Source organism: Burkholderia sp. 10_S31, assembly GCF_056930375.1.
Genome location: NZ_JBXOWK010000003.1, coordinates 1,561,001 through 1,580,552, shown reverse-complemented (window position 1 = coordinate 1,580,552; position 19,552 = coordinate 1,561,001). Strand labels below are relative to the sequence as shown.

17 protein-coding genes and 2 riboswitches are annotated in these 19,552 nt (G+C 70.4%); of the genes, 6 read left to right on the top strand and 11 right to left on the bottom strand.

Features of this window, described 5'->3' with window-relative positions:
* Positions 1-93 precede the first annotated feature (93 nt).
* From cobG to cobJ, 4 genes are read left to right on the top strand one after another with little or no spacing between them, the layout of a single operon-like run.
* Positions 94-1,458: a precorrin-3B synthase gene (gene cobG / locus AC1Z3W_RS27360; RefSeq protein WP_483509607.1), complete on the top strand. Its 1,365-nt coding sequence runs from the start codon at positions 94-96 to the stop codon at positions 1,456-1,458.
* The gene (locus AC1Z3W_RS27355) at positions 1,451-2,077 is read left to right on the top strand and encodes a precorrin-8X methylmutase (RefSeq protein WP_057924477.1); all 627 of its coding nucleotides are present in this window, start codon (positions 1,451-1,453) and stop codon (positions 2,075-2,077) included. Before cobG ends, AC1Z3W_RS27355 begins: the two co-directional genes overlap by 8 nt.
* Complete coding sequence (locus tag AC1Z3W_RS27350) at positions 2,074-2,808, top strand: precorrin-2 C(20)-methyltransferase (protein ID WP_057924476.1); 735 nt, start codon at positions 2,074-2,076, stop codon at positions 2,806-2,808. Before AC1Z3W_RS27355 ends, AC1Z3W_RS27350 begins: the two co-directional genes overlap by 4 nt.
* Positions 2,805-4,517 (top strand): precorrin-3B C(17)-methyltransferase, encoded by a 1,713-nt coding sequence (cobJ, locus tag AC1Z3W_RS27345; RefSeq protein WP_057924475.1) that lies wholly within the window; start codon positions 2,805-2,807, stop codon positions 4,515-4,517. The genes AC1Z3W_RS27350 and cobJ overlap by 4 nt, the downstream gene beginning before the upstream one ends.
* A 62-nt stretch (positions 4,518-4,579) precedes the next feature.
* Here the strand turns inward: cobJ and AC1Z3W_RS27340 are convergent, their stop codons facing one another.
* From AC1Z3W_RS27340 to AC1Z3W_RS27325, 4 genes are all read right to left on the bottom strand, one after another.
* Positions 4,580-5,323, bottom strand: coding sequence for an IclR family transcriptional regulator (locus tag AC1Z3W_RS27340; protein ID WP_124833013.1), 744 nt, complete (start codon positions 5,321-5,323; stop codon positions 4,580-4,582).
* Between the two features lie 60 nt (positions 5,324-5,383).
* Positions 5,384-6,550, bottom strand: coding sequence for an acyl-CoA dehydrogenase family protein (locus tag AC1Z3W_RS27335; RefSeq protein WP_175826471.1), 1,167 nt, complete (start codon positions 6,548-6,550; stop codon positions 5,384-5,386).
* A gap of 109 nt (positions 6,551-6,659) precedes the next feature.
* A complete protein-coding gene (locus tag AC1Z3W_RS27330; RefSeq protein WP_124833015.1) occupies positions 6,660-7,961 on the bottom strand; it encodes a CitMHS family transporter in 1,302 nt (433 codons plus the stop codon).
* 117 nt (positions 7,962-8,078) lie between these two features.
* A complete protein-coding gene (locus tag AC1Z3W_RS27325; protein ID WP_483508859.1) occupies positions 8,079-9,245 on the bottom strand; it encodes a CaiB/BaiF CoA transferase family protein in 1,167 nt (388 codons plus the stop codon).
* 270 nt (positions 9,246-9,515) lie between these two features.
* On the opposite strand from AC1Z3W_RS27325, the gene AC1Z3W_RS27320 reads away from it, so the two are divergent.
* On the top strand, positions 9,516-9,755 hold the full coding sequence (locus AC1Z3W_RS27320) for a hypothetical protein (protein WP_124833016.1): 240 nt from the start codon (positions 9,516-9,518) through the stop codon (positions 9,753-9,755).
* Between the two features lie 147 nt (positions 9,756-9,902).
* Entirely contained in the window at positions 9,903-10,331 is a 429-nt protein-coding gene (locus tag AC1Z3W_RS27315) for an NUDIX hydrolase (RefSeq protein WP_057924470.1), read from the top strand.
* A 15-nt stretch (positions 10,332-10,346) separates the two neighbouring features.
* Here AC1Z3W_RS27315 and AC1Z3W_RS27310 read toward each other — a convergent pair whose 3' ends face one another.
* The 7 genes from AC1Z3W_RS27310 to cobW all read right to left on the bottom strand — a co-directional run bounded on the left by AC1Z3W_RS27310 (position 10,347) and on the right by cobW (position 18,593).
* The gene (locus AC1Z3W_RS27310; RefSeq protein WP_483508858.1) at positions 10,347-10,673 is read right to left on the bottom strand and encodes a low molecular weight protein tyrosine phosphatase family protein; all 327 of its coding nucleotides are present in this window, start codon (positions 10,671-10,673) and stop codon (positions 10,347-10,349) included.
* A 36-nt stretch (positions 10,674-10,709) separates the two neighbouring features.
* A complete protein-coding gene (locus tag AC1Z3W_RS27305; RefSeq protein WP_057924468.1) occupies positions 10,710-11,282 on the bottom strand; it encodes a DUF1993 domain-containing protein in 573 nt (190 codons plus the stop codon).
* A gap of 129 nt (positions 11,283-11,411) precedes the next feature.
* Complete coding sequence (locus tag AC1Z3W_RS27300) at positions 11,412-11,864, bottom strand: YaiI/YqxD family protein (RefSeq protein ID WP_057924467.1); 453 nt, start codon at positions 11,862-11,864, stop codon at positions 11,412-11,414.
* Positions 11,865-11,938: 74 nt separating this feature from the next.
* Complete coding sequence (locus AC1Z3W_RS27295; protein ID WP_483508857.1) at positions 11,939-12,547, bottom strand: vWA domain-containing protein; 609 nt, start codon at positions 12,545-12,547, stop codon at positions 11,939-11,941.
* A gap of 68 nt (positions 12,548-12,615) precedes the next feature.
* Positions 12,616-13,692: a magnesium chelatase ATPase subunit I gene (locus tag AC1Z3W_RS27290; protein ID WP_124833018.1), complete on the bottom strand. Its 1,077-nt coding sequence runs from the start codon at positions 13,690-13,692 to the stop codon at positions 12,616-12,618.
* Entirely contained in the window at positions 13,689-17,498 is a 3,810-nt protein-coding gene (gene cobN / locus AC1Z3W_RS27285; RefSeq protein ID WP_483508856.1) for a cobaltochelatase subunit CobN, read from the bottom strand. The genes AC1Z3W_RS27290 and cobN overlap by 4 nt, the downstream gene beginning before the upstream one ends.
* 6 nt (positions 17,499-17,504) lie before the next feature.
* Positions 17,505-18,593 (bottom strand): cobalamin biosynthesis protein CobW, encoded by a 1,089-nt coding sequence (cobW, locus tag AC1Z3W_RS27280; RefSeq protein WP_124833020.1) that lies wholly within the window; start codon positions 18,591-18,593, stop codon positions 17,505-17,507.
* Between the two features lie 328 nt (positions 18,594-18,921).
* A riboswitch (cobalamin riboswitch) is annotated at positions 18,922-19,185 on the bottom strand.
* A 127-nt stretch (positions 19,186-19,312) separates the two neighbouring features.
* Positions 19,313-19,549, top strand: a riboswitch (cobalamin riboswitch).
* Positions 19,550-19,552 lie beyond the last annotated feature (3 nt).

Sequence of the window (19,552 nt, the reverse complement as noted above, 5' to 3'; positions counted from 1 at the left end):
TCGGGCGGGGTGTACCGATGCGTTGGCCGCGGCGCGACACTGTCCCGGTATCCCGTGAGTTCCGCCCCCGTTTCGATTCCTGCGTCACCCGTCGTGCGCCCGTCGGCTTGCCCGGGGCTCGTGCGCGTCGTCGCGGCCGCCGACGGCGGACTGTGCCGGATCAAGCTGCCGGGCGGCCGGCTCGAGGCCCGCCAGGCGCGCGCGATCGCCGCCGCCGCGCGCGTGTACGGCTCCGGCACGATCGACGCAACCAATCGCGCGAATCTCCAGCTGCGCGGCATTCGCGACGGCGCGGCCGACGCGCTGACGCGTGCGTTGCTCGACGCGGGTCTCGGCCCACCCGTCGATGCAACTGCGGACGCCACCGCCGATACGGCCGCGCTCGCCGCGAGCGACGACGTCCGCAATGTGATGCTCAGCCCGCTCGCCGGGCTCGATCCCGCCGCGCTGCTCGACAGCCGCGCACTCGCGCTTCCGTTGCTCGACATGCTGACGCACGCGCCGCGCCGCGGCGAGCTGTCGCCGAAATTCTCGATCCAGCTCGACGGCGGCGAATCGGTCGCGGCGCTCGATCATCCGCACGACATCTGGCTCGCCGCGCGGCGCCGCGGCGACGGCGCGGTCCGCATCGCCGCGGGCCTGGCCGGCTGTCCGCCGGTCTCGTCCGACGATTCGCCCGCGTCGTTCGACGTGGCGCCGGACCAGGCCGTCGCGCTCGTGCGTGCGTTGCTGCTCGCGTTCCTCGATCTTGCGCCGGCCGACGTCACGCGGATGCGCGCATGGCTCGCGACCGGCGGCGAACGCGCGTTGCGCGCGCGCGCGCAGCACTACGTACCCTTCCCGCTCGAGGCCGATCCGGCACTGGCCGGCTGGCGGCGCAAGCCGGCGGATGCCGCGTTGCGTTTCGGCGCGCGGCCGTCGCTCGACGCGGCGTACTGCAGCGTCGGCGCGCAGTGCGTGCTCGGCCGGCTCGACGCGACGCAACTGGAGCGACTCGCGGCACTGACCGAAGCCGAAGGCGACGGCACGCTGTCGATGACCCCGTGGCAAGGCGTGTTCGTGCATGGCATACGGCATGAGCGCGCGCCGGCCGTGCTCGATGCGCTCGCGTCGCTCGGCCTGGTATGCACGGCATCCGACCCGCTGGCGGCGCTGGTTGCCTGCACCGGCAGCGCGGGCTGCGCGAAGTCGCGCGCCGATACGAAACACGATGCGCTCGCGCTGGCCGCGCGCGTCGGCCATCCGGTCGACGTGCACCTGACCGGCTGCGAGCGCCACTGCGCGCTGCCGCACCCCGCGACGCACACGCTCGTCGCGGTCGCGCCCGCACGCTACGACCTTTACCGGCGCGACGCCGCCGCGGGCCTCGGCGCCCCGCTCGCGCGCCATCTGACGATTGACCAGGCCGCGGCCCGACTGACGGGCGCGCGGCACAGCCAGGACACCACCGATGCTTGACTATATTCGCGACGGGCAGGAAATCTACCGCCAGTCGTTCGCGACGATCCGCGCCGAGGCCGACCTGTCGCAGGTTCCGCCCGATCTCGAGAAACTCGCGGTGCGCGTGATCCACGCGTGCGGGATGGTCGATGTCGTCTACGACCTGCGCTTTTCGGCCGGCGCCGGCACGGCGGGCCGCACCGCGCTCGCGGCCGGCGCGCCGATTCTCTGCGACGCGAAGATGGTCGCCGAAGGCATCACGCGCGCGCGGCTGCCGGCCGGCAATCGCGTGATCTGCACGCTCGGCGAACCGGCCGTGCCCGACCTCGCGCGGCATCTCGGCAACACGCGCTCGGCCGCCGCGCTCGAACTGTGGCGCCCGCACCTGGCCGGCAGCGTCGTCGTGATCGGCAATGCGCCGACCGCGCTGTTCCACCTGCTCGACATGATCGACGCCGGTGCGCCGCGCCCCGCGCTGATCCTCGGCTTTCCGGTCGGCTTCATCGGTGCGGCCGAATCGAAGGCGATGCTCGACGCGGACAGCCGCGGCGTGCCGTACGTCGCGCTGCTCGGCCGACGCGGCGGCAGCGCGATGGCCGCCGCCGCGGTCAACGCACTCGCGACGGAGGCCGAATGACGGCCCCGCGCGGACGCCTGTTCGGGGTCGGCGTCGGCCCCGGCGACCCTGAGCTGATGACGATCAAGGCGCTGCGCGTGCTGCAGGCCGCGCCGGTGGTCGCGTATTTCGTCGCGAAAGGCAAGAAAGGCAATGCGTACGGGATCGTCGAAGCGCACCTGCTCGAAGCGCAGACGCAGCTGCCGCTCGTCTATCCGGTGACGACCGAGACGCTGCCGCCGCCGCTCTGCTACGAGACGGTGATCGCCGACTTCTACGACACGGCCGCCGAGATCGTCGCGGCGCATCTCGACGCCGGGCGCGACGTCGCGGTGATCTGCGAAGGCGATCCGTTCTTCTACGGGTCGTACATGTACCTGCACGATCGCCTCGCGCCGCGCTACGACACCGAAGTGATCCCGGGCGTGTGCGCGATGCTCGGCGGCACGGCCGTGCTCGGCCAGCCGCTCGTCTATCGCAACCAGAGCCTGTCGGTGCTGTCCGGCGTGCTGCCTGAGGACGAACTGCGCGCGCGGCTCGCACAGGCCGACGCGGCCGTCGTGATGAAGCTCGGCCGCAACTTCGACAAGGTGCGGCGCGTGCTCGACGCACTCGGGCTCGCGAAGCGCGCGCTGTACGTCGAGCGCGCGACGATGGCGACCCAGCGCATCGTGCCGCTCGACGAGGTCGACCCGATGGCATCGCCGTATTTCTCGCTGCTCGTCGTACCGGGGGAAAAATGGCAAGGATGACGACTCCGCCCGCGATCGTGATTCTCGGCGCGGGCGCGCTCGAAACCGCGCGACGCATCCAGGCGCGTTATCCGGGGGCGCTCGTGCACGGGCTCGCGTCGCGCGTCGAGGCCGACGTGCCGTTCGACGAGCTCGGCACACACCTGCGCGAGCTTTACGCGCGCGGCCTGCCGATCGTCGCGCTGTGCGCGGCCGGCATCGTGATCCGTTGCGTCGCGCCGGCACTGGCCGACAAGGGAGTCGAGCCGCCTGTGCTGGCGGTCGCGGAAGACGGCTCGGCCGTCGTGCCGCTGCTCGGCGGATTGACGGGCGTCAACGTGATCGCGCGCGAAATCGCCGAATGCCTCGGCGTCGCACCGGCGATCACGACGAGCGGCGAGCTGCGCTTCGGCGCATGCGTGCTCAATCCACCCGACGGCTATGCGCTCGCCGATCTCCAGCAAGGCAAGCGCTTCGTGTCAGACCTGCTCGCGGGCGCGGCCACGCGCATCGACGGCGCGGCACCGTGGCTCGACGACGTCGCGCTGCCGCGCGACGACGCGGCAGCGCATGCGATCCGCGTGACGCCCGATGCGTGGCGCGGCGCGCGCGACGAACTCGTGATCCATCCGCGCAGCGTGGTGGTCGGCATCGATGCGCGCGGTGTGCAGGCCGACGCGGCGCCCCCGCTCGCCGAACGCATCGATGCGCTGCTGGACGCGCAAGGCCTCGCGCGGCTGGCGCTCGCCGCGCTCGTCGCACCGGCGACGATGCTCGGCGAGGCACGGGTCGAAGCGGCGGCGCACACGCTGGGCGTGCCGCTGCGCTTCGCGGATGTTGCCGGCGGCGACACCGATGCGGCGGCCGTGCTCGGCAATGCGTTGCGCGTGGCGCACACGTTGCGCACAACGTCCGACGGCTTCGCCTGCGCGGTTGCCGCGCAGCCGGTCGATCCCGCGACGCTCGGCCGTGCGCGGGGCCGCCTGACGGTGCTCGGCCTCGGCCCGGGCGATGCCGCATGGCTTACGCCGGCTGCGCGCACCGCACTCGCGGAAGCCACCGACATCCTCGGCTATACGACCTACGTGACGATGGCCGGCCCGTTCCGCGCGGACCAGCGCGTGCACGGCACCGACAATCGCGAAGAAATGCAGCGCGCGCGCCATGCGTTCGAACTGGCGGCCGAAGGCCGGCGCGTCGCGGTCGTGTCGTCGGGCGACCCGGGCGTGTTCGCGATGGCCGCGGCCGTGCTCGAGGCACTCGACGAAGCGCGCGATCCGCAATGGGCGGCGGTCGAGCTGCGCGTCGAACCCGGCGTATCGGCATCGCTCGCGACCGCCGCGCAGGCCGGTGCGCCGCTCGGCCACGATTTCTGCGCGATCTCGCTGTCGGACAACCTGAAGCCATGGGATGTGATCGAGACGCGCCTGCGGCATGCGGCGCAAGCCGATCTCGTGATGGCGTTCTACAATCCGATCTCGCGTGCGCGGCCGTGGCAGCTCGATCGTGCGCTCGACGCCGTGCGCGCGCATCGCGCGGCCGATACGGTCGTCGTGCTCGGCCGCGATATCGGCCGGCCTGGCGCGACACTCGCAACGACGACTCTCGGCGCGCTGCGCAGCGACCAGGTGGACATGCGCACGATGGTGATCGTCGGTTCGTCGACGACGCGACGTTTCACGATCGGCGACGGGCGCGAATGGGTGTATACGCCGCGCTGGTATCGCTGACGGCTCGCGCACCCGAGTACCTGAGTACCCGAGGGCAGCAGGCAGCGCGGCAGGTGGCTACGTCAGCCGCGCCCCTGCTCGGCCAGCAGCCGCGCCTTCGCGTCGACCAGCAGCGCCGCATGCGTGTCGCGATGCTGGCGGATCCGCTCGGTCGGGCCGACGACCGACAGCCCGTACCAGTCGCCGTCGAGCGTCAGCGCGACCGCGATCGCCGACAGCTCGGGCGCGCTCTCGCCGAAGTTCTCGGCCCAGCCGAGTTCGCGAAACCGTGAGGCTTGCGCGACGAGCGCCGGCAGGTCGGCCACCGTCGCATCGGTGAAGCGTTCGAACGACAGCTGCGCGCCGAGCGCCTGCTGCGCATCGCTCGCGAGTTCCGCGAAGATCGCCTTGCCGATCGAATTCGCATGCAGCGGGCGCAGCTCGCCCGGCTGGCGCGTATAGCGGATCGCCTGCTCGGATTCGACGACGTCGAGATACGTGACCGACGCGCCCTGGATCTTGCCGAGCACGGCCGTCTCGCGGCTCGCGTCGCGCAGCGCGACGAGCTGCGGATGCACGATGTCGACGACGGGATCGGTCGCGTCGATCGCGGCGGCGAGCGTCTGCAGGCGCCGCGTCGGGTAGTACCCACCGCGCTTGCGCACTTCGTACAGATAGCCGCGGCTCACGAGCGTGCGCGCCATCGCCAGGCAGCTCGACGCCGGCACATTGAGCAGGCGCGCGAGTTCGGTGAGCGGCAGCGGCCGCCGTTCGGCGGCGAACAGCTCGAACAGGTCGAGCGTGCGGGCAACGAGTTTGACGTCCATGGCGAGCGCTTGATTCGGAACGGGAAGCCGCGCGCCGCGCAGGCCGCCGGGTCGCTACGGTCAGTACGACTTCGGCAGCCCGAGCACCTTCTCCGCGATGTAGCACAAAATCAGTTGCGGACTCACGGGCGCGAGCCTCGGAATCATACACTCGCGCAGGTAGCGCTCGACATGGTATTCCTTCGCATAGCCCATTCCGCCGTGCGTCGCGATCGCCGTCTGGCATGCCTGGAACGCGGCTTCCGCGCCGAGGTACTTCGCGGCGTTCGCCTCGGCCCCGCACGGCTGCCCCGCGTCGTAGCGTGTCGCCGCCTTCATCACCATCAGCCACGCGGCCTCGAGCTGCATCCACGCCTGCGCGAGTGGATGCTGGATCGACTGGTTCTGCCCGATCGGCCGGCCGAACACGACGCGCTCGCACGCATACTGCGTCGCGCGCCGCAGCGCGGCCTGCCCGAGACCGATCGCCTCGGCGGCGATCAGGATCCGCTCGGGGTTCAGCCCGTGCAGCAGGTAGCGAAAGCCGTCGCCCTCGTTGCCGATCAGGTCGTCGCGCGGCACGCGCAGGTTGTCGATGAACAGCATGTTCGAATCGACGGCCTTGCGGCCCATCTTTTCGATCTCTCGCACTTCGACGCGCGACCGGTCGAGGTCGGTGTAGAACAGGCTCAGCCCGTCGGTCGGCTTCGCGACCTGGTCGAGCGGCGTCGTGCGCGCGATGATCAGCATCTTGTTCGCGACCTGCGCGGTCGAGATCCAGATCTTGCGCCCGCTCAGTACGTAATGGTCGCCGTCGCGGCGCGCCTGCGTGCTCAGGTGCGTCGTGTCGAGGCCGGCGTCGGGCTCGGTCACCGCGAAGCAGGCCTTGTCGCGCCCGGCGATCAGCGACGGCAGGAAGCGCGCCTTTTGCGCATCGTTGCCGAACACCTGCACGGGGTTCAGCCCGAAGATGTTCATGTGCACGGCCGATGCGCCCGACAGGCCGGCACCCGACGCGCTGATCGTGCGCATCATCAGGGCGGCCTCGGTCATCCCGAGCCCGGCGCCGCCGTGGGCCGGGTCCATCGCGATGCCGAGCCAGCCGGCTTCGGCGAGCGCCGCGTGAAAGTCGGACGGAAACCCGCCCGCGCGATCGCGTTCGAGCCAGTAGTCGTCGCCGAAGCGTTCGCAGATTTTCTCGATCGCGCTTTCGATCGCGCGCTGGTCGTCGGTCAGGTCGAACTGCATGGATTGCTCTCCAGGAAAACGTGGGCGGCCGCGCCGCTTTCGGGGTAACGTCGGGCCGGTGTGTGCCTCCTCGGTGGAGGCCGGCGCGACGCGCCGGATACGCGGACGCTCACAACGGAAACACGCCCGTCGCGACCGCAGCGAAGACCATCAGCACGGTGGCGGCGAACAGGAACGGAATCGTGAACTTCTGGTGCTCGGCCAGCTCGACGCCGGTCAGGCCGACGATCAGGAACGTCGCGGGCGTGAGCGGACTGACCGGGAAACCTGTCGTCATCTGGCCGAGCAGCGCGGCCTGCGCCATCTGGATCGGCGGCACGCCGAGCAGCTTCGCGCTTTCCGCGAGCACCGGCAGCACGCCGAAATAGAACGAATCGGGATCGAACAGCAGGCTGAGCGGCATCGACAGCAGGCCGAGCACGAACGGCATGTGGCGCGCATGCTCGACCGGCACGTGCGCGACGACGACCTCGGCCATCGCCTTCAGCATCCCCGTGCCGGACATGATCCCGGTGAACGCGCCCGCCGCGAGCAGCACGCTCGCCATCATCAGCGCGGCCTTCGCATGCGCGTCGATCCGCTCGCGCTGCGCCTGCACGTCCGGATAGTTGATGACGAGCGCGGCGACCGTGCCGAGCATGAACATCACCATCGGGTCGACGATGCCCGACACCAGCGTGCCGAGCACGACGAGCGTCAGCACCAGGTTGATCCGGAAGCGCGCGGGCCGGCGCAGCGCGCGTTCCGCGTCGGTCAGCTCGCGCGGCGCGATCGCGAGCGACGCGGCGCCGGCGCGATCGAGCCCGAGCCGTTTTGCCTCGCGCACGCCCAGTACGTACGCGGTGCCGAACACGAACACGAGCCCGACGATCTGCACGGGAAGCATCGGCGTGAAGATCGCCGAGCCGGGAATGTGCAGCGCCGCCGACGCGCGCAGCATCGGTCCCACCCACGGCAGGAAGTTGACGCCGGCCGCCATCGACGCGACGCACGCGAGGATCCGCCGGTCCATCCCGAGCCGCGTATAGAGCGGCATCATCGCGGGCAGCGTGACGAGAAACGTGACGGCGCCCGAGCCGTCCAGATGGATCAGCAGCGCGAGCAGCGCCGAGCCCATCACGATGCGCGGCGGATGGCAGCCGATCACGCGCAGCACGCACGCGATGATCGGGTCGAGCATCCCCGCGTCGGTGAGGATTCCGAAAAATAGAATCGCAAAAACGAACATTCCGGCGATCGGGCCGATGTTCTGCACGCCGTGCACGATGAACTTGCCGGTCGAGAGTCCGAAGCCGGCCGCGAGCGACGCGGCCACCGGCACGACGATCAATGCGACGAGCGGCGACAGCCGCTTCGTGATGATCAGGCCGAACAGCGCGACGATCGCGATCGCGCCGATCCATGCGAGCATGATGTGTCTCCTCTGGCGCCGGCGCGCGTCGGGCGCGACGCGGCGTGATGTCCGAAGCGGCGTGCGGTCGTGCAGCGGCGTCGGGCGCCGTTGCACGGCCGCTGGCCGCGATGCGTGTCAGTTGCCGTGCGTGCTGCCGTCGTCCGGTCCTGCGTCGGCGAACACCTGCGCCGCATGTTCGTTCAGCGCGGGCGGCGGCCGCCGGTACGTGGCCGGCGTGCGGCCGAGCTTGACCGGCGACGCGATACCGCGATGCCGGCCCAGTTCGACCTTCATCCGCCGATGCGCGACGTGCGGATGGTCGAGCGCCGCGTCGAGCCCGAGCACGGGCGCGCACGGCACGCCGCGGCGCATCAGCTGCTCGGCGAGCGCTGCACCGTCGTGAGCGGCCAGCGCCGTTTCGAGCAGCGCGCGCAACGCGGCGCGGTTCGTACTGCGCGCGCGGTTGTCGGCGAAGCGCGGATCGTCGGGCCAGTCGCGCGTGCCGAGCACGTCGCAGAGCGCGGCGAACTGCCCGTTGTTGCCGACCGCGAGAAAGATGTCGACGCTCGCGGTCGGAAAGCTGTCGTACGGCGTGATGTTCGGATGCGCGTTGCCGGTGCGCACCGGCGCCTTCCCGGAATGGAAGAAATTCGGCGTATGCGGATGCAGGATCGACAGCGCACAGTCGAACAGCGTCGATTCGACGAACTGGCCACGCCCGCTCGCATCGCGTTCGCGCAGCGCCATCAGCACGCCGAGCGCCGCGTTCAGCCCGGTGACGAGATCGACGATCGGCACGCCGACGCGCAGCGGTGCGCCCCCTGCTTCACCGTTGACGCTCATCAGCCCGGCCAGCGCCTGCACGGCCGCGTCGTAGCCGGGCAGCCCGCCGAGCGGGCCGTCCGCGCCGAAGCCCGACACACGGCAATGGACGAGGCGCGGGAAGCGCGCATGCAGCGCGTCGAAGCCGAGCCCCCAGCGTTCCATCGTGCCGACCTTGAAGTTCTCGACCAGCGCATCCGCGTGCTCGAGCAGGCCGAGCAGCCGCTCGCGATCGTCCGGCTTCGTCAGGTCGAGCGCGATGCCGAGCTTGTTGCGGTTCACGCCGAGGAAATACGACGCGGTGTCGCCGTCGAACGGCGGGCCCCACGTGCGCGTCTCGTCGCCCGACGGCGGTTCGACCTTGATTACCTCCGCGCCGTGATCGGCGAGGATCTGCGTCGCGTACGGGCCGCCCAGCACCCGCGACAGATCGATGATGCGCAACCCCGCCAACGCGCCCTGCTGCTCCAGCTCCGCCATGCGTCTCGCTCCTGCTTCCGGTTGATCGGATCGCCGGTTCCGCTGCGCCGACTACGATGGCGCGGTTTCCTTGGCTTGAATGATAATTCTTGTGTGTGAATTTATATTCACACTCGAGAATTTTATTGTCAAGCCGGACGTGCGTCGACGGCTGGGCGAAGAGCGGCCGTCCGCAAGTGGGAACGACACCGAACGCGAGCCGGTTGCGGCACCGGGCCGCGGTTCGCTAAGCTGGCGACCGGCACTCATCCGAAGAAAGTGGGAGATTTCATGAAACGCATGCTGCTCGCGGCCCTCGTGCTGGCGTCGACGTTGGGCGTCGCCAGCGCACAAACCCAGACCTTCCATTTTGGCGAGGGACAATTACAGCCGCGTGCCGCCGCGCCAACGGCGCGGCCGGCGCCCGTGCGCCCGCATGTGACGCCGCCGCATCACCGGCGGGCCGTCCACAAACGGCGCCACGGACGTTCCGGAAAGCCCGCCCGCACGGGGATCTACACGCACGCGTGACGCGCGGTGACGCACGGAACTGTCACGAACGACCGGTATGATCGGCGCGGCGGCTTGCATGCCATCGTGCCCGACGACCGGGCAACAGGCCGGCAACGCCGGTCGACGTGCCTTTCCCTCCACGATTCAGCACCTGTTTTGCCGAACATGAATACCGTGCCGGATACCATCGACAGCATCAAGGAGCGCGCCACGATCGTGTGCCGCCAGCGCAGCAGCGTGCTGCTGGTCGCCCGTACCGCGGCGCGCTGGTCGCTGCCGGGCGGCACGATCCGGCGCGGCGAGACACCGCTCGAGGCCGCGCAGCGGGAGCTGGCGGAGGAAACGCGGCTCGAGGGGCTCGCGCTCGACTATGCGGTGCAGTTCGGCGGCCTCACGAAACTCCATCACGTGTTCGTGGCCGACGTGCCGAAACACCTGACCCCGCGCGCGAGCAACGAGATTGCGCGCTGCAAGTGGTTCGACGTCGAACGCCTCGAGACGCTGCGTGCCAGCGTGCCGACGCGCAAGATCATCGAACTGCTGCATCTCGACCGTTTTTCGGCACTCACGGACGGATCGCTTCGTTCGCGTTGAATCGACCTGCGCCACTCACGCGCGCAGCAACGGTCCGGCCTTGCGTTCGAGCAGCGCGACCAGTTCGGGCTGCATGTATGCGTAGCGGTCGGGAATGTCGAGGCAGATGACTTTCTTGTGCTTCAGGCGCGCGCCGAACTGTGCAGACAGCCTCGCCTTGTGTGCGCGTTCCATCACGAACACGATCTCGGCCCATTCGATCTGCTCCGCGGACAAACGCGTGTCCGCGTCCGGCGCGAGGCCCGCGGAGTCGGTTTCGACGCCCGGCCACACGACGAATACCGCTTCGGCCGTCGGGCTGCGCAGCCGGTTGCGGCTGCAGATGAAGAGCGCCCGCGTCATGCCGGAGCGCCGCGGCCGGCTCGTCCTGTCATCCGGTCAGCCCTGCGGAATCGTGCCGGGCCGCACGTACGCCAGCATGTGCGGCACATAGTCGGCCTTGCCGAGCTCGACGCCGTAATGGCGCAGGATCGCGTACGCGGCGATCGAGTGAAAGTAGAACTGCGGCAGCGCCCAGTCGCGCACGTACTGCTCGCCGGTCATGTCGAACGCGATGCCGTTCGGCAGCTCGAGTGCGATCGGCAGCGCGGCGCCGCCATCGAGCGCGTCGGGCGCGAGTTCGCCGAGGAATGCGATCGTGCCGGAGAGGATCCCTTGCGCGTCGCTCAGCGTGCCGGGCTGTGCATCGGCATGCCAGCCGGCTTCCCGCAGCGCCAGCAGCGCGGCCGGCAGCGGTTCGCCGCGCAGCCGGTAGACGGGTTCCATCGCCTGGAAGCACGAGAACCGCACCTGGGCGGCGAGCGGGTACATGTCGGGCGCGAGTTTCAGCGCCAGCACCGCATCGGGTGCGTCGCCGGCGGCCTGCCGGTGCGACACGGCCTTGTCGAGCCACGCGGATTGCGCGCGCAGCATCTGGGTCAACGTCGGAACGAGAAGTTGGGTCGGTGACATCCATGCTCTCCGAGGGTTCGTTCGCGCCACGATCTCCATGTCGGGGCGAATCCGTATTCTGCCGTAGCCGGCGATTCGACGCGAAACCGGTGACGCATCACACGCCCGACGACACTGTCGCCCGCTGCGTCAGGGCTTGCCGTTGCGTGCCAGGAACCGGTCGAGCTGCGAGGCGAACGCCTTGCCGTCGCGCGCGCTGAACGGCGCCGGCCCGCCCGTGTCGATGCCCGCGCTGCGTAGCTGATCCATCATCGCGCGCGTCGACAGGCGTTCCTCGATGTTCTCGCGGCTGAACCAGTTGCCGCGCGGGTCGAGTGCATGCGCGCCTTTGTCGAGGACGGCCGCGGCCAGCGGGATGTCGGCGGTGATCACGAGATCGCCGGCTTGTGCGAGCTCGACGATCCGCGCATCGGCCACGTCGAAACCGGCCGGCACCTGCAGCGCCTTGATGAACGGCGACGGCGGCGTGCGCAGGAACTGGTTCGCGACCAGCGTTACGCAGATCTCGGCACGACGCGCGGCGCGAAACAGCATGTCCTTGACGACGGCGGGACACGCGTCGGCATCGACGAGTACTTGCATGGCAGACATTCCGGTGAGCAGAAACGGCGATCATAGCGCAGCGTCGGCGATCGTCCCGCGCGGACGCTGTCCGGTCAGCCGATCGGCCCGGGGCACAGCGCCGCGGCCGTCGTCCATTGCGCGCCCCATGCATCGGCGAGCCGCCCGCCCTGCCCGATCCGCACGGCTGCGTCGTCGAAATCGACGAACACGACGTGATCGGCAACCGCCGGTTTCGGCGGCGTTTCGCGCGTGCGGCCGTCGGACAGCACCCACAGCCAGCGCTGCTTGTCCGGCGCACGCCGTGCAGCGCGCGCGAGCAATTGCGCGGCGGCCGCGATGCCGTCCGCGAGCGGCGTGCCGCCACCACCGTCCACCGGTTCGAGCCAGCGTGCATTCCACCAGCGCGGCACGGCCGGGCCGAAACGCCGCGCGGCGCCGTCGCCGCCGAAGCAGATCAGCGCGGTTTCCACGCGGTCGCGCGCGGCCTGGTCGAAGTACGCGACGATCAAGCCTTTCGCGAGCGCGAGCCGTTCATGCGACAGCATCGACGCCGAACAGTCGAGCACGAAGCAATGAAGTGCGCGCGGTGTGCCGGCCTGCTTGCGAAAACGCAGATGGCCGGCGTGCAGCGGCTCGCCGCGCTTCGCGGCGAGCGTCGCCGGCCACGCGACGGCCGTGCCGGCACGCGCCGTCCCCGGCACGCGCGCGGCGGCGCCTGGCTGCCATCGAGGACCGCGAACGACGTTCGCGGCGGCGTCGGCTCGATGGCTCAGCGTTTTTTTAACGGCAGCGGCACCACGCCTTTCACGTCGCGCAGTCCGGCCGGCTCGGGCGGCAGGTAGCCCCAGTCGCCTTGCGATGCCGTCGCATCGTTGCGTGCCCCGTCCGGTTGATTGCCGGGCTGCCGGCGTGTGTCCGGCGGCGAAGGGGCATCACGGTCGCCGCTCGATGGCGACGCGCCCGACGGCGGCGGCGTACCCGCGTGGCGCCGATGCCGCAGCACCGCGTCGGCCACGCGCTCGACGTGCGATACCGTCACCGCGTCGGCCTGCTCCAGCGCCGCGAGCGCGCGCGCAGCGCGCAGCATCACGAGGTCGGCGCGCAGGCCGTCGACGGCCGCGTCGATGCACAGCGCGCTGACGCGTGCGTGAACCGCATCGTCGAAATCCCGCGTCGACAGCCGTGCCCGTGCCGCGTGAATCCGGTCGCCGAGTGCGCGCTGCGCCGCCGCATGACGCTCGCGAAACGCGTGCGGATCGAGATCGAACGCAAGACGCGCCTTCACGATCTGCTCGCGCTGCGCGGCGTCGAAACAGTTCTCGAGCTCGACCATCAGCCCGAAGCGGTCGAGCAGTTGCGGACGCAGTTCGCCTTCCTCGGGATTCATCGTGCCCACCAGCACGAAGCGTGCATCGTGCGCGTGCGACACGCCATCGCGCTCGACCACGTTCACGCCGCTCGCGGCGACGTCGAGCAGCGTATCGACGAGCCCGTCGGCGAGCAGGTTCACCTCGTCGACGTACAGCACGCCGCGATGCGCGCGGGCGAGCAGGCCCGGCCGGAAGCGCACGCCGTTTTCGGCGAGCGCATGCGCGAGATCGAGCGTGCCCGTGACCTGCTCGTCGCTCGCCGACAGCGGCAGCGTGACGAATTCGCCTTCGGGCAGCAATTCCGCGAGCGCCCGCGCGGCGGTCGATTTCGCGGTGCCGCGCGGCCCGCTGACGAGCACGCCGCCGAGCGACGGATCGATCGCCGCGAGCAGCAGCGCCTGCTGCAGCGGTTGCTGCGCGACCAGCGCCGCGAACGGGAACACCGTGCGTGCGCGGTGCGTCGTCGGATCGGTCATCGCCGCCCCCCTTCCTGGAGTTGTTCGCTGTCGAGCCAGACCGCTTCGATCCGCTCGCGATAGTCGCCCGGCTGCTGCCACAGTCCGCGCTGCATCGCTTCGACGAAGCGTTCGCAGATGCCGTGCAGCGCCTTCGGGTTGTGCCGTTCGAGGAACGCGCGGGTAGCGTCGTCGAACAGGTACGCGTCGGCGACGAGCGCGTACTGGTGGTCCGACAGCACGCGCGCGGTCGCGTCATAGCCGTACAGGTAGTCGACGGTCGCGGCCATTTCGGCCGCGCCCTTGTAGCCGTGACGCTTCACGCCGTCGAGCCATTTCGGGTTGACGACGCGCGAGCGGATCACGCGCGCGATCTCCTCGCGCAGCGTGCGCATCTTCGGCGCGACCGGGTTCGCATGGTCGCCGTGGTAGATGCTCGGCTGTTGCCCGGACAGGTGGCGCACGGCCGCCGTCATCCCGCCCTGGAACTGGTAGTAGTCGTTCGAGTCGAGGATGTCGTGTTCGCGGCTGTCCTGGTTCTGCACGACGACGTCGATCGTCGCGAGCCGCTCGCCGAACACGTCGGGGGCGACGTCGCCCGCGCTGTTCTGCGCGTATGCATGACCGCCCCAGCGGCGGTATGCGTCGGCGAGGTCGGCGTCGGTCTGCCAGCGGCGCTGGTCGATCAGGTCCTGCAGGCCCGCGCCGTAGCTGCCCGGCCGCGCGCCGAACACGCGCCAGCCGGCCCGGCGCCGCGCTTCGTCGGGTGCCACGCCCTGCTCGATCCATTTCGCGCGTTCGCGCTCGATGCGCGCGCGGATCGGGTTGAGTTCCTCGGGCTCGTCGAGTGCGGCGACGGCCTGCACGGCCGCGTCGAACAAGTGCATCAGGTTCGGGAACGCATCGCGGAAGAAGCCCGACACGCGCAGCGTCACGTCGATGCGCGGCCGGTCGAAGATCTCGATCGGCAGGATCTCGAAGTCGGTCACGCGATGGCTGCCGTGCGCCCATTTCGGCCGTACGCCGATGAGCGCGAACGCCTGCGCGATATCGTCGCCGCCGGTGCGCATCGTGGCCGTCCCCCAGACCGACAGCCCGATCGCGCGCGGATAGTCGCCGTGATCCTGCAGATGGCGCTCGATCAGTTGCTGCGCGGATTTCAGCCCGAGCGACCACGCGACCTGCGTCGGCACCGCGCGCGTATCGACCGAATAGAAGTTGCGGCCCGTCGGCAGCACGTCGGGCCGGCCGCGCGACGGCGAGCCGCTCGGCCCGGGCGGCACGAAGCGGCCGTCGAGCCCGCGCAGCAGCTGGCGCAGCTCCTCGCTGCCGCACGCGTCGAGCGCGGGCATCAGCGTCGAGCGCACGCGTTCGATCACCGCGAGCGTGTGCGGCCAGTCGCCGGGTGGCGTGGTGTCGATGCCGGGATCGACGCCGGCGTGCGCGCACAGCCCGTCCAGCCACTGCTGCGCGAGCCGCTCGAGCCGCTCGCGCGTATCGCCCGCATGGCGCCACGGCGATTCGTCGAGCGACTGCAGAACGGCGGGCCGTGGGCCCGTCCACGGCGCGGCCCAGTCGGCTGCGAGCGGATCGAACGCGTCGCCGAGCGCGAGGTCGCGCGCGAGCGCGGCAATCAGTCCCGCGCGTTCGCCCTTGCCGTCGCCGACCGGAAAGCGTGCGAGCGCGAGCAGCGTATCGCGCCGCTGACGGTCGGCCGGCGACGCGCCGAACACGTGCAGCCCGTCGCGAATCTGCGCTTCCTTCAATTCGCACAGCCACGCATCGACGCGCGTCAGCAGCGCATCCTCGGCGCCCGCGTCGCGCGGCGGCGACACGCTCAGCTCGTCATGCAGCCGGTGTTCGGCGATCGTCGCGAGGATCGTCTTGCGCAGCAGCTTCGCGCGCCGCGCATCGACCATCAGTGCTTCGTAGTACTCGTCGACCTGCCGTTCGAGATCCTGCAGCGGGCCGTAGTTCTCCGCGCGCGTGAGCGGCGGCATCAAGTGATCGACGATCACCGCCTGCGCGCGGCGCTTCGCCTGGCTGCCCTCGCCCGGATCGTTGACGATGAACGGATACAGGTGCGGCAGCGGTCCGAGGGTCAGGTCGGGCCAGCACGCGTCGGACAGTGCGACGCTCTTGCCCGGCAGCCATTCGAGGTTGCCGTGCTTGCCGAGGTGGATGACCGCGTCGATGGCGAACGCGTCGCGCAGCCAGAAATAGAACGCGAGGTACGCGTGCGGCGGCACGAGGTCCGCGTCGTGGTAGCTCGCATAGTCGTTCTCGCCGCGCGAACGCGACGGCTGGATGCCGACGAACACGTTGCCCGCGCGCCAGCCGGCGATTGTGAAGCGGCCCTGGCGCAGCGTCGGGTCGGCTTCGGGCGGGCCCCAGCGTTCGTTCAGCGCGTCGCGCACGCCAGCCGGCAGCCGCGCGAAATGCGCGATGTAGTCGGCCAGCGCGAAACTCTGGAAGGCGGGGCGCAACGCGCGCACGGCCGGGTCGTTGGTCACGCCTTCGGTGAGTCGCGCGATCAGCGCGTCGCCGTCGGTCGGCAGGTCGGCCACGGCATAGCCCGCGTCGCGCAGCGTCGACAGCACGCGCAGCGCGGACGCCGGCGTATCGAGCCCGACGCCGTTGCCGATCCGCCCTTCGCTTTGCGGATAGTTCGCGAGGATCAGCGCGATGCGCTTGTCGGCGTGGTCGAGCGTGCGCAGCCGGCACCAGCCGCGCGCGAGCGCCGCGACGAACGCGATTCGTTCGGCGTCCGGCTGGTAGCGCACGACGTCGACTTCAGTGTGCGGGCAACGATACGCGAGCCCCTTGAAGCTCACCGCGCGCGTGACGATGCGCCCGTCGACCTCGGGCAGCGCGATGTGCATCGCGATGTCGCGCGCGTGCAGCCCCTGATTGTCGGCCACCCATGCGTCGCGGTTGCCGCCGGACAGGATCACCTGCAGCACGGGCGCGTCGCCGGCGAGCACGTCGGGCTCGGGGCTGTCGATCGCGCCGGCCGCGAAGGCCGTGGTGTTCAGCACGAGCGCGACGCCGTGCGTGTCGCAGAGCTGCGTGATGACCTCGCGGCTCACCGCGTCCTTCAGCGACGTGACCGCGATCGGCAGCGGATTGAGCCCTTCGCGCACGAGCGCATCGGCCAGCGCGTCGAACACGGCCGTGTTCGCGGCCTGCCAGTGCGCGCGATAGAACAGGATCGCGACGACGGGCGCACCGGGCGTCCAGCGCGCTTGCCAGTCGTCGACGCTCGCCGGGTCGCGCGCCGGGTGATACAGCGCGGCGGCCGGCAGCGGGCGCGGCTGCTCGGGTTCGTCGCCGAAGCCGAGCGTATGGAACGCGATGCTGCGCAGCAACGCTTCGGCATTGTGCATCCCGCCTTCGCGCAGGTAGCGCCACCACAGCCGGCACAGGTCGGGCGCGACCGTGCTCTTCGCGACGAGGTTCGGGTCTTCCTGCAGGTCGCCCGAGAACATCGCGAGCTGCTGCTTGCGTTTCGACGCGAGCGACACGGCCTGTTCGATCCCGTACGGCCAGTATGCTTCGCCGCCGAGGTGATCGATCACGACCGTCTTCGCGTGACGCAGCACGTCGTCGACATAGAAATCGACCGACGCCGGCTGCCGCAGGAACGTGACGTTCGCAAGCCGCACGCTCGGAAAGCCGGCCGGCAGCTTCGGTACGACGCTGGCCAGCAGCGACAGCGTCGTGTCGGCCGAGCTCAGGATCACGATGTCGGCCGGCTGCTGGTCGATCCGGACGACACCCTGCGTATCGTCGACGAAGCCGCCCGGCGTGGTGCGCAGCAGATGCATCGCGCGTTACGCCTGTTGCATTTGCGCCGCGCACGCGGCGTCGAACGCGCGCTGCAGCGCGGCCGCGTCGAGATCCTCGCCGATCAGCACGAAGCGGCTCGTGCGCGGCTCGCCGTCCTGCCAGCGACGGTCGAAATAGCTGTCGAAGCGGCGGCCGACGCCCTGGATCACGAGCCGCATCGGCGCATCGGGCAGCGCCGCGAAGCCTTTCGCGCGATAGATCGTATGTGCCTCGACGACACGCTGCAGCGCGGCGATCGTCGCTTCGCGCGAACCGGCATCGCCCGACACGACGACCGAATCGAAATCGTCGTGATGGTGGTCGTGATCGCCGTCGTCGGCCGAGCCGTGATGGTCGTGCCGCAGATGGATCGTTTCCTCCGATGCCGACTCGAGCCCGAGCAGCATCGCGAGATCCAGTTCGCCGCGCGTCGCGCGCACGATCTTCACCTGCGGCGGGATTTCCTCGCGGATCGCGGCTTCGACTTCGGCGAACTGCGCGTCGGCGACGAGGTCGGCCTTGTTCACGATCACGAGATCGGCGGACGACAGCTGATCGGCGAACAATTCGTGCAGCGGCGATTCGTGATCGAGGTTCGGATCGGCGCGGCGCTGCGCGTCGACGGCCTGCGGGTTCTCGGCGAACTGGCCGCTCGCGGCGGCCGGCCCGTCGACGACGGTCACGACCGCGTCGACCGTGAAGCTGTTGCGGATCGTCGGCCAGTTGAAGGCCTGCACGAGCGGCTTCGGCAGCGCGAGGCCCGACGTCTCGATCAGCACGTGATCGATGTCGGCGCGGCGCTCGACGAGCGCTTCCATCACCGGATAGAACTCCTCCTGCACGGTGCAGCACAGGCAGCCGTTCGCGAGCTCGTACAGCTGGCCCGACGCTTCGCCCTGCGCGCCCTCCGCATCCTCGCAGCCGATCCCGCAGCCCTTGAGGATTTCGCCGTCGATGCCGAGCTCGCCGAATTCGTTGACGATCACCGCGATGCGGCGGCCTTCGGCGTGCTGCAGGATGTGGCGCATCAGCGTGGTCTTGCCGCTGCCGAGAAAGCCCGTGACGATCGTGACGGGAAGCTTGCGTAGGGTCATGGTAGGTCCTGTGGCGAAAATGGAATCAGGCCGGGATCGTCGCGTCGATGGCGGCGCGGCATGTCATTTGGCGAATCGCGGGGATGGCGCGGTGCAGTCCGCACGGACGGCTGCAGAACGGACGGAACGACGAATCGGACATGACGCTTCCTTGCGAACGGTCGACATCGTGAATGCCAACACGGCCGCCGTCGGCCCTGCCCGCGCCGCCTGCCGTTCGTCGCGCCGGCCCGGCGCGCGTGCGGCGGGCGGATCGGCGGGGAAAGCGGGAAACGCGCGGGCGTCGGGCGTGCTGCGGCCGTGGACGATGCGCCGCCTCCCCGCGGCGCTGAACCCCAACGTTTCGGCCGGTATCCGGGCTGACGAACACGCCGCTTCGCCTTCCCGGATGCGCGGCATCCAGTGGCGGTCGTCCGCATGCGGCGGGCATGCGGCGAAGCGGCGCTGCATGGCGCTTGCGCGCGACGCGTTCGCTTACCGTTGCGGGGGCAGCACAGGTTGGCTCGACTGCGGCGCAGGCAGGCTCCCTGTTTCCCGTTTAACTGCGCACGCCGGAGAGGCGCGTGCGAGCACCGAAACGCGTGCGAGTGTAGGCGGCGGTGCGCGGAGCGTCAAGGCGCAACGGGCCGCCGCGGGAGGCTTCGGCATGACCGCGGCACCGCGCCCGCGGCCGCATCCCGGCACCCGCGCGGCGGGTTCGCGCGGGCCGGGCGCTGTGCTATCGTATGCGCCGCGTTCGGTGCTCGCATGCGCATTCCGCGCACGCAGTTAAACGGGAAACAGGAGGCGGAAGTCCGCCCGGCCTGTGCTGTCCCCGCAACGGTACGCCGCCCGCGCGCCGCGGCTCCCCCCGCACGCGCCCAGGCCGCCCGCGATGCCACTGCCCTTCAGCGGGTGGGAAGGCTGCGGCCTGGCAAGCGGCCAGCCCGGATACCGGCCGACGCAAGGGGCGAGCCCGA